Source organism: Azoarcus sp. TTM-91, from assembly GCF_012911025.1.
Lineage (GTDB): Bacteria > Pseudomonadota > Gammaproteobacteria > Burkholderiales > Rhodocyclaceae > Azoarcus.
The window spans coordinates 1-14,451 of record NZ_WUEI01000001.1; the positions used below are offsets into that span (position 1 = coordinate 1).

Here is a 14,451-nt window from a genome sequence, read left to right on the forward strand (position 1 = left end):
CCCCCAAGCGCACCGGCCCGCCCGAGGTGGCCGCGGTAACGCTGGACGGCCTGCGCTTCGAGGCGGTGCATTGGGGACGCGAACGCGGCCTGGGCCAGAACGGCGGCTACATCGAAGCCTTCGACGCCGACAGCGGCCGTGCCCTGTGGCTGCTGCAGGTGTACCGGGTCACCTACCATGACGATCTGGAGGAGGATGTGCAGGATGTCTTCATCGAAGAACTCAAGGCCGGCCCCAAGGGCAAGCTGACGGTGACCGACGAGAACGGCCGACGCTTCGTGGTCGACCCGGCCACCCGCAGCGTGGCCAGCTGTTGAGGGCCACGATGCGCGCCCTTCGTCCTCCACTCATGCTCCTCGGCCTGCTCGCCATGCTGGCTGGCGGCCATGCCGTCCAGGCCGGAATGCCAGCGGCCGACGAGGCTGGCGCACCGGTGGCCAAGCGGGTCGCCCCGGCGCCGGTACGGCCGGTGACCATCGCCGGAGTCCGCTACGAAGCGGCGCTCGGCACCCGCTCCCGCTCCCTCCCCCAGGAAGGGGGCTACGTTGCCGCGATCGACGCAGTCAGCGGCCAGGAGCTGTGGCTGCAACGCATCTACGAGACCCGCTACGACCCGGCGCTGGAAGAGGACGTCCAGGATGTCTTCATCCGCCGCTTGAGAGCCGGGCCCGGCGGCAAGACGCTGGAGATCGTGGACGAACTGGGGCGCCGCTACACGCTGGATCTCGCCACCCGCGAGCCGAGGCCCTCAAGCAAGAGCAAGCAGCCCGACGGCCGCCGAAGTTCCACGCAAACGGAATAGCGGGCTGCAGGGCTCATCCACCGCGGTCGAGGACTGCCCCCCTCCGACCCGCTCGTCCATCACTCCAGCGGAGAAGCGCCTTCCGCAAGGCACCGAGGACCACCCGGCCCATCCTGGCCGGGAGTTCGCTACCGCCGCTCGGCGTCAAGGGAAACATCACAGCGACATGACCGACTGGAACCAGAAATTCAAAGCGGAATACGACTACGCCAAGGGCTGGCTGAACAGCCTGGAGGCTTACCAGGACGAATGGCAGCCGCTGGTGAAGCGGCTGCGCAAGCTGATGTCCGACGAGGGCTTCGACCCGGGCTATGCCGCCAGCCTGGACGAGCTGCGCAAGCAGGCGCGGCGCGGCAAGGGCAAGCTCATCGGGCACGCCGCGGTACCCGAAGACAAGGGCATGCTGGGTGCCGTCGGCGCCTGGACCGACAATGGCGGCCATCCGATGGATGCGCAGACCAAGATGCGCCTGGCTGCACTCAAGCTGCTGCGCCATGTCTATCTGCTGAACCGCTCCGGCAACCGCAAGACCTGGCTGCTGTCCTTGCCGAATACCTTCCGGCAGTGGCCTAGCGACGACTTCAACGCCCGGGTGAGTACCGAGATCGCCGCGCGTGTCCTGCTGCGGGCGGACGACGAGATCTTCCAGCGCGAGCAGAAAAAGTACCTCGCCAACTCCATCCAGCAGGCCATGAGCTGGTGCCAGCGTACCGGCATGGTGCTGGCGCTTGCCGCCAAGGCGAATGATCGCGCCGCCGGCACGAAACAGATCGACGCCTTGAAACTCGTGAAACGCTGGTTCGCCGACCCGGCGCTGCAGATCAACGACCTGAACATCTACATCGGCAAGCTGGCGGAGGGCTTCAAGAAGATCATCGCCATGCTGAACAAGGGCCATTTCGTTCTCACCGACTGGGTGCCGCTGCGCGGCGCCAGCACCGCGGACGAGATCAACTTCCTCAACAGCGAAGCCTTCACCTTCGCCAGCCGTGCCGAGGGCATGGACGTCGTCTACATCGAACGCTCCTTCTTCGTCGATCACCCCGGCAACGTGCTGAAGGGGCAGAAGAACTGGACGCGCATCATGGTCCACGAGCTCACCCACCTGGTGTGCGGCACGGAGGACGTCAACATCGGCAACGCCCGCTATGCCTGGTACGGCATCGGCCCGCACGCCGGCTACCCGGGCAGCGCGGCCATCCGCAACGCCGACAACTGGGCCTTCTTCTGTGCCGACTGTGCCGGCGCGCTGACCGAAAGCGAGCGCAATACCGCGCTCAAGATCATATGAAGACGGCCAGCCTGCTCGCGCTCGCCGGCAGCGCCCTCATCCAGGCCTGCGCCCACGCCAACCCCGCCGCCAGCAGCCCCCTTCCCGTGGAGACTCCCGCCATGTCCATGCCGCCGTCCGCCAGCCGTCCCCCCGCCCCGCAGGTACAGCCGCTCGTCCATGAAGGCGTGCGTTACCAGGAAGACCAGACCGACGAACGCAATGGCGACCAGGCCGGCGGCTACCTCGTTGCCGTGGACGCGGCGAGCGGCACCCGGCTGTGGCGACTGCGGGTGTATGTCCTGCCGGACACCCGCGCCAGCGGCCTCAGCCAACCGGGGCTGCATTTCCGCGCGCTGCGCCTGGCCGACGGCGGCAAGGCGCTGGAGGTCGAGAACGAGAGCGGCGGCGTCTATCGTGTCGATCTCGCCAGCCGCAACGTAACCCATGTCGGCGGCCCGGCAATGAGCAGCGAACAGCCCTTCCCGCCGCCCAAGCCCAAACCCAAGCCTTGAGCCGCCGGGGCCGATCCGGCCCCGGAAACCCGCAACAGATCCCCGCGCCCGGCCGTGGCCGCAGGAAAGCACCATGGAAAACACCCGATCCGAAGAAGCCCTGCCCACCGAGATGACGCCGGACGAGGCACTGGGCTATGCCACCCGGCTGCACCGCATCGGCGAGCTGGACGCGGCCGAAACGCTGTACCGGCGCATCCTGGCGCTGCTGCCCGACCACCCCGCGGCGCTCAACTTTCTCGCCATCGCCCGCCACCAGCGCGGCCACGCAGAGGAAGCCATCGCGCTGATGCAGCGCAGCCTGGCCCTGCAGCCGGAGGCGGCGGGCGTGTGGAACAACCTGGGCAACATCCTGCTGGATCTCGGCCGCATCGACGAGGCCAGCGAGGCCTACCAGCGCTGCACCGCGCTGGCGCCGCAAGATCCGCTGCCCTTCGGCAACCTCGGCGTGTTGCGGCGGGCGCAGGGGCGGCTGGAAGAGGCCGAGGCGGCCTATCGCCACGCGCTCACGCTGGACCCGAAGAACGTCGATGTACACAACAACCTCGGCAATCTCCTCGCCGGCATGGAGCGGGTGGAAGAGGCGGTGCAGCACTACTGCCAGACCATCGCTCTGATGCCCAGGCACCCGGCCGCCCGCAAGATGCTGGGCTACGCCTACTGCATGCTGGGGCGGCTGGAGGAGGCCGCCGCCTATTACCGCGCCTGGGTTGAAGAAGAGCCCGACAACCCCACCGCCCGCCATCATCTCGCCGCCTGCACCGGCGAGGACGTGCCCGAGCGCGCCACCGACATCTACGTGGAAAGCGTGTTCGACAACTTCGCCGACAGCTTCGACGCCAAGCTGGCGGCGCTGACCTACAAGGCGCCCGAGCTGGTGGCGAAGGCGGTGGCGGCGGCCTGTGGCGAGGGCAAGCGCGGGCTTGCGGTGCTGGACGCCGGCTGCGGCACCGGCTTGTGCGGGCCACTGCTCGCACCTTATGCGCGTGAACTCATCGGCATCGACCTCTCCGGTCCGATGCTGACCAAGGCCCAGGGCCGCGGCGCCTACGACCGCTTGGTGAAGGCCGAGCTCACCCGCTTCCTGCAGGATGCCGCGCCGGGCAGCTACGACCTGGTGGTGTCGGCGGATACGCTGTGCTACTTCGGCGCACTGGAAACGGTCTGCGCCGCGGCGGCGGCAGCCCTGGGCGTGGGCGGCCACCTCGTCTTCACCGTGGAAAAGATGGCGGTCGCGGCGGATGCAGCCGGCTACCGGCTGGAGCCCAGCGGCCGTTACACCCACGCCCCCGGCTATGTCAGCCGGGCCTTGCAGGCCGCCGGCTTTACCTCGCCCCTGGTGGAGGAAGCCGTGCTGCGCACCGAGGGCGGCAAGCCGGTGACGGGCCTGCTGTACAGCGCACGCAAAGCGGCCACCTCGCGCTGAAATGAGCGCGGGGCGGTGCCGTGTTCAGGCTGCCAGCCTCAAACCTCTTCGTGCCGGCGGCCGGCCTGCAGACCGAGCTGCTTCAGCTTGCGGTAGAGGTGGGTGCGCTCCAGCCCGGTCTTCTCGGCCAGGCGGGTCATGTTGCCGCCCTCCAGCCGAAGGTGGTGTTCGAAATACATGCGCTCGAAGGCCTCCCGGGCCTCGCGCAGGGGCTGGTCGAACTGGATGCCGGCGGCGCCGCTGTCCGGCATCGGCGCGAGCAGGCGGCGCACCTCGGCCGGGCCGATCTCCTCTTCCAGCGTGCCCAGCGCCAGAGACTTCACCGCCGCGCGCAGTTCCAGGTAGCCGCCCGGCCACGGCAGGGTGCGCAGATGGTTCAGCGCGGCGCTGGAAAAGCGGCGCAGCGGCACCTCGCCGCCTTCGGCCAGATGCACCAGGATCTGCGATGCCAGCTCCGGCAGGTCGTCGCGCACATCGGCCAGCGAGGGCGGCGCCAGGCTGACCTCGAACAGGCGGGCGAGCAGCGCCTCGTCCCAGCCTTCCGCCAGCAGGGCCTCGGCGCTGCGGTCGGTGGCGGCCACCAGCCGCAGGTCGTAGCGCTCCAGGCGTTCGACGGCGAAGGCGAGATTCTTCTGCTGGGCGCGGGAGAGCCGGCCCAACTCGCCGACGTAGAGCACGCCGCCGCCACAACCCTGCAGCTGGGAGATGTCCAGCGGCACCGTGACCGCCGCCAGGTCCAGCCAGGCCGAGCCGGCCGGCTGCACGCTGCGGGCGATGAGTTCGGCGAGGCTGCCGGCGGCCACCCGTAGCAGCAGCAGCCGCGAGCTGTCGGCGATCTGGTCCACCCGGCGCTTGAGCTCGCGTAGCGGCAGCGAGCGGGCGAAAGAGGCCAGCGTCAGCGGCGCGGCGCTGCCGGCGGTGGTAGGCCGCTGCAGGCCGCGCTTCACCGCCGCCAGCAGCTTCTGCAGCGCGATCGGCTTTTCCAGGTAGTCGATGGCGCCGATGCGGGTCGCCTCCACCGCGGTGTCTATGGTGCCGTGGCCGGACATCATCACCACCGGCATGGTGAGCTGGCCGGCGGCGGACCACTCTTTCAGCAGCGTGATGCCGTCGGTGTCCGGCATCCAGATGTCGAGCAGCACCATGTCCGGCCGGCTGGCGTTGCGCGCAGCGCGGGCAGCGGCGGCGTTCTCGGCGAGCTGGATGTCGTGGCCCTCGTCGCGCAGGATCTCCGACAGGAGCTCGCGGATGCCGATTTCGTCGTCAACGATGAGTATCTTTGCCATTGTTCAATTGTCACCACGGGTTGCTGCAACGCGCAGGCGGATGCGCACTTCGGCGCCGCCGCTGTCGCGATTGGCGAGCCGGACGTCGCCGCCATGCTCGTCCACGATCTTTTTCACCATCGCCAGCCCGAGGCCGGTGCCGCGGGACTTGGTGGTGAAATAGGGTTCGAAGGCGCGGGCCAGGACTTCCTCGGGAAAGCCCGGGCCGTTGTCGCGGAAGATGAGTTGGACCTGCTGCGGGCCGTCGCGCCGGGTGATGACCACCACTTCCGCCTCCTGGCCTTCCTGGCCGGCGAGCGCGTCCTGGGCATTCTGCAGCATATTGTGGATCACCTGCCGCATCTGGGCGGCGTCGCCCTGCACCTGCGGCAGATCCACCGCCAGCTCCAGCCGCAGGCGGATGGCGGCGCTCTCGTACAGTCCCAGTACTTCGCGCAGCAGGGCGTTCAGGTCCAGCTCGCCCAGCATGGGCACCGGCAGGCGGGCGTAGTCGCGGAAAGCGTTCACCAGGTTCTTCATTGACTCCACCTGGTTGACGATGGTCTGGGTGGAACGCTCCAGCATCTCCCGCCCTTCCGGGTCCAGCCGGTCGGCCAGCTTGAAGGCCAGGCGCTCGGCGGAGAGCTGGATGGGCGTGAGCGGGTTCTTGATCTCGTGCGCCAGCCGCCGCGCCACTTCCCCCCAGGCGGCGGTGCGCTGGGCGGCGACGAGGCGGGAGATGTCGTCGAACACCACCACCAGGCCGCCATTGGCCGGCAGGCGGGAGCCGTGGATCAGCAGGGTGAGCGGCTGGCAGTCCTTGACCGAGACTTCGATCTGCTCGTGCCAGTCGCTGTCGTGGCCGGCGAAGCCCGCCAGCAGTGCATCGCGGAAGGCAGCGTGGCGCGGCCATTCGGCCAGCGGAATGTCTTCGAAGCCGGCGAGATCGTCGGCGAGGATTTCCATCGCGCCCCGGTTGGCGGCCCGCAACGAGCCGTCGGCGGCGAAGGCGAGCACGCCGGTGGAGAGGTTGGCGAGCACGCTCTCCAGGTAGGCGCGTGCCGCTTCCACCGCCGCACGGTTGCGATCGGCCACCGCGCGGGCGTCCTCCAGCTGGCGCGTCATCTGGTTGAAGGACTGGGTGAGCACGCCCAGCTCGTCGCGCGCCGGCAGCGCCTGGCGCGGGCTGTAGTCGCCCTGCGCCACCGCCTGGGTGCCCTCGGCGAGAATGAGCAGCGGCGCCGCCAGCCGGCGGGCAAGGATGAAGGCGACGGCGACGGCGGTGAGCAGCGCCAGCAGCAGGGTGAGCGTCAGCGTCAGCGTGTAGATGCGCTTGAGGCCGGTACGGCTGAGGGTGAGCTGCTGGTAGTCGCGGTAGGCGTCCTGCACCGCCTCGGCGTGGCGGGCGAAGGTCTCCGGCACCGGCTGGGTGAGTTGCAGCAGGTGCGGCTCGCCGGCCAGCGAGCGGGTGGGAATCGGCACCAGCACCCGGATCACCAGCCGGCCGTCGGCGCGGGTATCCACCGCGTGGAAGGAGCGGCTCTGGCGCGCCTGGCGCAGCTGCGCGGAGGTGGGCAGATCGGGCACCAGCTGGGGCACGCCATCGACGGCCGCGCCATCCGAGGCGGTGGCGATGATCTGGCCGGTGGCCGAGATCACGGTGGCGCTGCCGACCTGGGCGAACTCGCGCAGGCGGTTGAGTCGGGTGGGCGCGACCATCTCGGCATCCTCCAGGTCCAACGCCATGTCGGCGGCCTTGGCATCCACCTGGCTGACGAGGTAATCCAGCGCGTTCTGGCCGAGGGCGATGCCGCCCTCCAGCGCGGAGTCCACCCGCACGTCGAACCAGGATTCGATGCTGCGCACCACGAACTGCAGCGATACCGCATACACCAGCACGCCCGGCACCAGCGCCATCAGCGCGAACATCAGCATCAGCCGGTACTTGAGACGGGAGCCGAACTGGCGGCTGCGGTACTCGCGCCACAGCGAACGCAGTTGCACCGCCACCAGGCCGGCGAGCGCCACCGTGAGCACGCCGTTGAGGGCGAGCAGATAGGGGTAGCCGCTGGCGAAGAGTTCGGTGTTCGCGCTCGCGGTAGTGAGCAGGAACAGCGAGATCCCGGCCAGCGCGGCGATGATGACGAGCGCGATGCGTTTCATCGGAAGGCGGGGATCCCGGGCAGGAAGGTCCAGCGCACCCAGTCGGAGGCCAAGGTCCAGTCGCGGCTGCCCAGCGCGGTCACCTGGAAAGGCTTGGGCAGCTGGCTGGTGTCCAGGCGGAAGCGCAGCGAAACCTGGTGGGAAACGCCGGCCTGCAGCTCGTCGCCGTTGGCGACCTGCCAGTTGCGGATGCGCTGCATGGTGCGCACCGCGGCCTCCAGCGAATCGAAGTTCTGGTGGAAGCGGCCGATGGAGAGGCGGTAGCTGCGGGTGATGGCGTGGTAATAGAGGCGGTAGTTGAGCTGGCGGTCCACCACGGTGGCGTTGAACCAGTACCAGCGCGGCCGCTCGATTTGCACCTCGGCGACGAAGTAGAGCGACACGCCCCGCGTCACCGCGTCCGCCAGCCGGGGGTTGAGTTCGAAGTCGATGTCGGCGTTGAGCACGTAGCTGCCATCGTCGGCGACGATCTCGGCACCGGTGATGGTGGCGTCATCCGCCGCGGCGAGCGGGCTGGCGAGAGCGAGGACGACGAGCAGCAGCGCGGCGAGGGCCGCCCGCAGGCGACCGCGCAGACGATCAGGCCGACTTGCGCAGCAAGGCGTAATAGAAGCCGTCATGTTCGGCGTTCGGTAGCAGCTGGAATGCGGGGCGCCCGTCTATGGGCAGGCGTTCGGCATCCATGTGGCGGGCAAGGAAACGCTCGACCTGGGCGCCATTTTCAGCGTCGAAGACCGAGCAGGTGACGTAGAGCATTGTGCCACCGGGGGCCAGCGTGCGCCAAAGCGCGTCCAGGATGGCGGCCTGCTGCTCGGCGAAGGCGGCAATGTCTTCCTTGCGCCGCAGCCACTTTATGTCGGGGTGGCGGCGCACCACGCCGGAGGCGGAGCAGGGTACGTCGGCCAGGATGCGGTCGAAGGGGCGGCCATCCCACCAGCCGTCCACGTCGCGGCAATCGGCGGTCTTCACCCTGGCCCGCAGGCCGAGGCGCTCCAGGTTCGCCTGGATGCGGGCGGTGCGCTGCGGCTCCAGCTCCAGCGCCAGCAGATCGATGTCGGCGCTTTCCAGCAGATGGGCCGCCTTGCCGCCGGGCGCGGCGCAGGCATCCAGCACCCGCTCGCCGGCGCGCGGCGCCAGCAGGCGGGCAGCCCACTGGGCTCCGGCATCCTGCACCGACAGCCGGCCCTCGGCATAGCCTGGCAAGCGGCCGACCGCCACCGGCCGCTCCAGCAGCAGCGCGCCATGCTCCAGCAACCTGCCGGGCAGCCCGGCCGCGGCCAGCTGCCCGGCCTCCCCTTCCACCGCCGCACGACGGCGGTTGATGCGCAGCGACATCGGCGGGTGGCTGCCGCCGGCGGCCAGCACCGCTTCCCAATCCTGGGGATGGGCCGCGCGGACTTCGGCGATCCACCAGCGCGGGTGGGCGTAGCGCGACTCCTCATCCTCCGCCTGCCAGCCGCGCACCGCCTCCGCCTGGCGCAGCACATTGCGCAGCACGCCGTTGACCATGCCCTTCAGCCCCGGCATCAATGCCGCCGCGGCATTCACCGCCTGATCGACCACGGTATGCGCCTGCTCCGGCCGCTGTGCCAGCCGGCACAGCGCCACCAGCAGCAGCCCATGGATGAACGGCGGCGGCAGCTTGGGCACCAGGTGGCCGAGCACCGCATCGCCGCGGCCGTAATCGCGCAAGGTACTCCAGGCGAGATCGCGCACCGCGCCCCGGGTAGCGTCGGCCCAGTCGGGCTGGGCCTTCAGCAGCTTTTCATAGGCGTCGGTGAGATTGCCGCCTTCGAGCACGCCGGCCACCAGTTGGGCAGCCTGCAACATGGCGTAGGCCAGACTGTCCTGCGGCGGCAGCGCAGACGCTTGCCGCCGAGGCGGGAAATTACGGGCGTCACGCTGGGCGCTGCCGCGTGGAGCGGAGGGAGAGGGCACGATGGAGACTGGGGGAGCTGGTTGCGTCCGCCCTCCCCGCTTCATTCGGCGAGCAAGGTACGCAAGTGATTGGGAAGCGCGAACTGGGCGCAGTGAACGGCGCCATTGTAGTGCTGAAGCCGCCCCAGCTGCCGTTGGGCGATACCCGCATCGACCTGCGCCGCGCTCAATGCCGCCGGCTGCAGCGTATCCGAGGCGCAGGCCATGCCCCACAGGCTGCCATAGAGCGGAATGTAGAGAAAATACGGGCTCACATGGGTGAAGACCTGTCGCAGACCGCGCACCAGCCCGGCCACCCGCTCTGGCTGGAACACCGGCGCGCCGATGTGCAGGGTCAACGCACCACCGGGCGCGAGCAGGCGGCGGCAGCCGTGGAAGAAGGCTTCGCTGTAGAGGGCTTCCGCTGGCCCGACCGGGTCGGTGAGGTCCAGCACGACGAGATCAAAACGCTCACCGCTGGCTGGCCCGTCCCGCTCCACATAGGCGAGGCCGTCGCCGATGCGGATCTCGAGCCGGGGATCGTCCAGCGCGCCGTGATGCACTTCGCCCAGGTAGCGGCGGGCGATCTCCACCACCTTGCCGTCCAGCTCCACCATCAGCACCCGCTCCATACCCGGATGCTTGAACAGTTCCTCGGCCGAGCCACCATCGCCGCCGCCGATGATGAGGGCACTGCGCGGCCCGGGATGGGCCAGCGCGGGCACCTGGATCAGGTTCTCGTGGTAGTAGAACTCGTCCCGCTCGGAGGTCATGAAGCAGCCATCCAGGCGGAACAGCTTGCCGAAGCGCGGGGTATCCCAGACCTCGTAGCGCTGGAATTCGGAGCGGCCACGTTCGAGCAGCTGGCCGCCGGCGACGAAATAGCCGGCGTCGTCCGACAGGTATTCGGCCAGCACGCCCTCCACTTCCGGCAGCAGGAGCATGCTCATGCCTCGATCTCCGCCGGCTCGCGGCCGCGATTCACCGCATGCTCGGCGATATCCTCCGGCTGCATCGCGTCTATCACCCTGCGATAGACGCTACGGGCGCGCTCGCTGTTATCGCGGGAGTAGTTGCAGACGTAGACGTCCAGGGTGACGTCGCCGGTCTCCGGCCAGGTGTGGATGGCCAGGTGGGACTCCGCGAGCACCACCGTGCCGGTCACGCCGGCCGGCTCGCCCGCGTCATCCAGGAACTGGTAGAAATAAGCCCCCAGTGGCGTCAGGCCGGCATCGCGGCATTCCTTCACGCACAGGGTTTCAAGCGCCTCTCGCTCGCTGAGTGCGACTGCCTCGCCGCCGCAACGGTAGAGATCGGCAATCAGATGAAGTCCATTCATTGCCAGGTTCGGTACGGTCACGGAAAGCGGTCGATTCTAGCACCGCCTTCACATTTGCCCGAACATATCGACTTGTTCCACGTGGAACAGCCGAAGCGGCTCAGCCGAAGGTGTCGTAGGCCAGCTTGGCGATCAGTATGCTGACCACGCACAGGAACATCTTCCGCACGAAGCCTGACCCGTGCTTGAGCGCTGCCCGCGAGCCAGTCACCGCACCGCTGAGATTGCACACCGCCATTACTGCGGCGACCTGCCATAGCAGATTCACGTTATTGACGAAGTAGGCGATGGCCGCCAGGTTAGTCGCGACGTTGAGGATCTTGGCGGTCACCGAGGCGCGCAGGAAATCCATCCCCAGCAGGCGGATGAACAGGAAGATGAGAAAGCTGCCGGTACCGGGTCCAAAAAAACCGTCGTAGAAACCGATCACGCCGCCGATGCCGAGCGCGATCGCCACGGAGCGCCCGCCGTGCGCCGGCTCTGTCGACACTGTGCCCAGATCCTTGCGCATGAAGGTGTAGATGGCCACCAGTACCAGCAGGACAAGGATCAGGGGACGAAGTATGGTGGGCGGCAGATAAGCCACCGCCTTGGCGCCATACCAGGAACCGATCAGCGCGGCGAACGCTCCCGGCAGCGCCACCCGCCACGGTATGCTCACTCGCCGTGCGTACTGGACCGCCGCGCTGCTGGTGCCCACGATGCTGGCGAGCTTGTTTGTTCCGAACAGCGTTGCCGGCGAAGCCCATGGGAAGGCGGCAAACAGCGCGGGTATCTGGATCAGGCCCCCGCCCCCAACCACGGCATCAACAAAGCCAGCGCAGAAGGCAGCCAGCCCCAATGCGCCCAAAAGAAAATCCGGATCCATCCTTGTTCCACGTGAAACAGCGCCTCAACGCTGCGGATTGCGCGCCACCATGAACAGGCGGCGGAAGGGGAAAAGTACACTGCCATCCGGGCTGACCGGGTAGGCTGCCTTCAACATCTCGCCGAGCTCAGTGCAGAAAGCCCGCCTCTCATCCTCGCCGAGTCGAGAAAAATAAGGCACCAGCGTCGTACCACTCAACCAGTTCAGGATGGGATTATCGCCAGTCAGCCGCTGCCAATAAACCGTCTCCCAGACATCGACGATATGGAAACGGGCGCTCAACAGCGAGTAGTAGAAACCAGCCCCCTCCACCGCGCCCATGCGACTGTCGGCGAGTCGCTCACGCCAGGCGCGGGATCCGGCAAGGCCACGGATCGCCTGGTGCGATGGCGCATCGAAATTCGCGGGTATCTGCACCGCCAGAATGCCGCGCATGCCCAGCTGGGATGAGAGATGCGCGAATAGCGTGGTGTGGTCGTCCAACCAGTGCAGTGCCGCGTTGGAGAAGAGAACATCTACTTCTGCGTCCGCCTGCCACAAGCGTGCATCCGCCTGCTCCCAACGCATGCCGGGGTGCTCGGCGCCGGCCCTGGCCAGCATCTCGGTGGAGCTGTCTATCCCCAGCACGTCCGCCGCCGGCCAACGCTCCTTCAACAGCATGGTCACGTTCCCGGGCCCGCAGCCGAGATCCACCACCCGCAGCGGCTGCACCGCGGGAATGCGGGCGATCAGATCCAGCGCCGGCCTGAGCCGCAAGTTGTCGAACTGCAGATAGCGCTCAGGATCCCAGCCCATGAAAACATCCTCCGCAGTCGGAAACGCCCGTAGACAGGGTTTCTCCAACTATAGCAAGCGGCTCTGATGGAGGCCCGCCGCGATGCGCCGCCGTTCCGCGGGAACAGAATTTGACCGCAAGCAACGGCGTTCCAGCCGCACTTACAGGCGCTAGACTCCAGGAGCGTAACCCCGAGATTCATGCCATGCCCCGGCTACACCTGCTCCCCGCCTCGGCTCGCCACGCCGGCCCCCTGTCCTATGCCTACGGCCGGTGTGCCCTCGGGCGCTTCATTGTGGCCCTGGGAAAGCACGGGCTATGCGCGGTGCTGATCGGCGATGAGGAGCGCGCCCTGCTCGCCGAGCTTCGCACCTACTTTCCCCTTGCCCATCCACAGGAGAACCCCGGGGATTTCCGCCACGCGCTCCCGCAACTCGCTACGCACCTGGATCAACCGTGGACACCGTTCCCGCTGCAACTCGAAGCCGCCGGTACGCCGTTGCAGCAGCGCGTCTGGCAGACGCTGTGCGCCATCCCGGCAGGCCAGACGCGCAGCTATACCCAACTCGCCCGAAGCCTCGGGCTGGAAAACGCCGTGCGCGCGGTTGCAAACGCCTGTGCCGCAAACCGGCTCGCGGTGGTGGTGCCCTGCCACCGAATACTGCGCAGCGACAGCACCATCAGCGGCTATCGCTGGGGCCCGGCACGCAAGGCCATGCTGCTCGAACGGGAGCGCCACGCACCATGCCTGCCAACCTGACCCTCCCCCTCTTCGGCGATGCCACCCAATCCAGCCGGGAACAACTGGGCCAGCATGCCTGGCTGTTACGCGGCTTCGCGCTGGCGCAGGCCGATGAGCTGCTAACCGCAATAGCCCGGATAAGGGCGCAGTCCCCTTTCCGCCAGATGCGCACGCCCGGCGGCTTCACCATGTCGGTGGCGCTGAACAACTGCGGGGCGCTGGGCTGGACTTCGGATGCCAGCGGCTATCGCTACACCCCGCGGGACCCACTCACCGGCCAGGCCTGGCCGCCCATGCCCCTGCCGCTGCTTTCCCTTGCAGCGCAAGCCGCCGAGGCGGCCGGCTTCCCCGGATTCATACCGGACGCCTGTCTGCTCAACCGCTATCCGCCGGGCAGCCGGCTGTCCCTGCACCAGGATCGCAACGAGCGCGACTTCTCAGCCCCCATCGTCTCGGTCTCCCTCGGCATGGGCGCCGTCTTCCTGTTCGGCGGCCACGCGCGCAATGACAAGGCCGCCCGCATTCCCCTGCTGCACGGCGACGTCGCCGTCTGGGGCGGCGAAGACCGCTTGCGCTACCACGGCATCCTGCCGCTCAAGGATCAGCCGCACCCGGCCACCGGCAGCCTGCGTTACAACCTCACCTTCCGCAAAGCCGGCTGAAAGAGCCGCCGCAACATGTCCATCAAACCCGCCTACCTCGAAGCCGCCCGCTACCTCGCCGGCCTGGATGCCGACTGGGCCCGCCTGGTGCACACCGTCGGCCCCTGCGAGCTGCGGACCATCGCCACCCGCGAGCCTTACGAGGCGCTGGTGCGCGCCATCGCCTACCAGCAACTCCACGCCCGCGCGGCGGAAGCCATCCTCGGCCGGCTCATCGCCCTCTACCCCGACAGCGCCTTCCCCCGCCCCGCCGAGCTGCTCGCCACCGACCCCGAGTTGCAGCGCCGCTGCGGCCTCTCCGCCAGCAAACTGGCCACCATACGCGGCATCGCCCAAGCCGCGCTGGAGGGGCGCATCCCGGACCTCGCCCGCGCGCGCGAGCTTGCTGACGAGGCCCTGATCCAGCAACTGGTAGCCCTGCGCGGCGTAGGCCGGTGGACAGTGGAGATGATGCTGATCTTCACCCTGGAGCGGCTGGACGTGCTGCCAGTGGACGACTATGGCGTGCGCGAAGGCTATCGCCGGCTCAAGGGGCTGGAAAAAGCCCCCACGCCACGGCTGATGCGCGACATCGGCCTGGCCTGGCAACCGCATCGCAGCGTCGCCGCCTGGTATCTGTGGCGCGTCCCCAAGCCTGCCGGAGTTCAACAGCAAGAAGCCGGTGGCACGCCGCCGGCGACGCCGGCAGGATGAGCCCATGGACGCAC

16 protein-coding genes are annotated in these 14,451 nt (G+C 68.3%); 8 read left to right on the plus strand and 8 right to left on the minus strand.

All coding sequences use genetic code 11. From position 1 onward, the window contains the following. The 5 genes from GRF61_RS00005 to GRF61_RS00025 form a co-directional block, all read left to right on the plus strand. Positions 1–317 (plus strand): hypothetical protein (locus tag GRF61_RS00005; protein ID WP_169148700.1); only part of this gene is annotated, 317 nt, incomplete at its 5' end. A gap of 8 nt (positions 318–325) precedes the next feature. Continuing rightward, positions 326–802 carry a hypothetical protein gene (locus GRF61_RS00010; RefSeq protein ID WP_169148701.1) on the plus strand — a complete coding sequence of 159 codons (477 nt, stop codon included), beginning with the start codon at positions 326–328 and terminating at the stop codon, positions 800–802. 166 nt (positions 803–968) lie between these two features. Continuing rightward, entirely contained in the window at positions 969–2,093 is a 1,125-nt protein-coding gene (locus GRF61_RS00015; protein WP_169148702.1) for a M35 family metallo-endopeptidase, read from the plus strand. Then, positions 2,090–2,587 (plus strand): hypothetical protein, encoded by a 498-nt coding sequence (locus GRF61_RS00020; protein WP_169148703.1) that lies wholly within the window; start codon positions 2,090–2,092, stop codon positions 2,585–2,587. The genes GRF61_RS00015 and GRF61_RS00020 overlap by 4 nt, the downstream gene beginning before the upstream one ends. A gap of 73 nt (positions 2,588–2,660) precedes the next feature. Beyond that, entirely contained in the window at positions 2,661–4,013 is a 1,353-nt protein-coding gene (locus GRF61_RS00025; RefSeq protein ID WP_169148704.1) for a tetratricopeptide repeat protein, read from the plus strand. Between the two features lie 38 nt (positions 4,014–4,051). Here the strand turns inward: GRF61_RS00025 and GRF61_RS00030 are convergent, their stop codons facing one another. The 8 genes from GRF61_RS00030 to GRF61_RS00065 form a co-directional block, all read right to left on the minus strand. Then, a complete protein-coding gene (locus GRF61_RS00030; protein WP_169148705.1) occupies positions 4,052–5,299 on the minus strand; it encodes a response regulator in 1,248 nt (415 codons plus the stop codon). Between the two features lie 3 nt (positions 5,300–5,302). Beyond that, a complete protein-coding gene (locus GRF61_RS00035; RefSeq protein WP_169148706.1) occupies positions 5,303–7,441 on the minus strand; it encodes an ATP-binding protein in 2,139 nt (712 codons plus the stop codon). Then, the gene (locus GRF61_RS00040) at positions 7,438–8,061 is read right to left on the minus strand and encodes a DUF4390 domain-containing protein (RefSeq protein ID WP_133594930.1); all 624 of its coding nucleotides are present in this window, start codon (positions 8,059–8,061) and stop codon (positions 7,438–7,440) included. The genes GRF61_RS00035 and GRF61_RS00040 overlap by 4 nt, the downstream gene beginning before the upstream one ends. Continuing rightward, on the minus strand, positions 8,021–9,271 hold the full coding sequence (gene rsmB, locus GRF61_RS00045) for a 16S rRNA (cytosine(967)-C(5))-methyltransferase RsmB (protein WP_248281040.1): 1,251 nt from the start codon (positions 9,269–9,271) through the stop codon (positions 8,021–8,023). The genes GRF61_RS00040 and rsmB overlap by 41 nt, the downstream gene beginning before the upstream one ends. A gap of 149 nt (positions 9,272–9,420) precedes the next feature. Next, the gene (gene speE, locus GRF61_RS00050) at positions 9,421–10,308 is read right to left on the minus strand and encodes a polyamine aminopropyltransferase (RefSeq protein ID WP_169148708.1); all 888 of its coding nucleotides are present in this window, start codon (positions 10,306–10,308) and stop codon (positions 9,421–9,423) included. Then, entirely contained in the window at positions 10,305–10,697 is a 393-nt protein-coding gene (speD, locus tag GRF61_RS00055; RefSeq protein ID WP_169148709.1) for an adenosylmethionine decarboxylase, read from the minus strand. Before speD ends, speE begins: the two co-directional genes overlap by 4 nt. A gap of 100 nt (positions 10,698–10,797) precedes the next feature. Beyond that, positions 10,798–11,565: a TSUP family transporter gene (locus GRF61_RS00060; protein WP_169148710.1), complete on the minus strand. Its 768-nt coding sequence runs from the start codon at positions 11,563–11,565 to the stop codon at positions 10,798–10,800. A 24-nt stretch (positions 11,566–11,589) separates the two neighbouring features. Continuing rightward, complete coding sequence (locus tag GRF61_RS00065; RefSeq protein ID WP_169148711.1) at positions 11,590–12,360, minus strand: methyltransferase domain-containing protein; 771 nt, start codon at positions 12,358–12,360, stop codon at positions 11,590–11,592. 185 nt (positions 12,361–12,545) lie between these two features. Between GRF61_RS00065 and GRF61_RS00070 the strand changes: the two genes are divergently transcribed. The 3 genes from GRF61_RS00070 to GRF61_RS00080 are packed head-to-tail and all read left to right on the plus strand — an operon-like array spanning position 12,546 to position 14,437. Next, complete coding sequence (locus GRF61_RS00070) at positions 12,546–13,100, plus strand: methylated-DNA--[protein]-cysteine S-methyltransferase (RefSeq protein WP_169148712.1); 555 nt, start codon at positions 12,546–12,548, stop codon at positions 13,098–13,100. Beyond that, on the plus strand, positions 13,085–13,744 hold the full coding sequence (alkB, locus tag GRF61_RS00075; protein WP_211165642.1) for a DNA oxidative demethylase AlkB: 660 nt from the start codon (positions 13,085–13,087) through the stop codon (positions 13,742–13,744). Before GRF61_RS00070 ends, alkB begins: the two co-directional genes overlap by 16 nt. Before the next feature lie 15 nt (positions 13,745–13,759). Further along, on the plus strand, positions 13,760–14,437 hold the full coding sequence (locus tag GRF61_RS00080; protein ID WP_169148713.1) for a DNA-3-methyladenine glycosylase: 678 nt from the start codon (positions 13,760–13,762) through the stop codon (positions 14,435–14,437). The last annotated feature ends 14 nt before the right edge of the window (positions 14,438–14,451 follow it).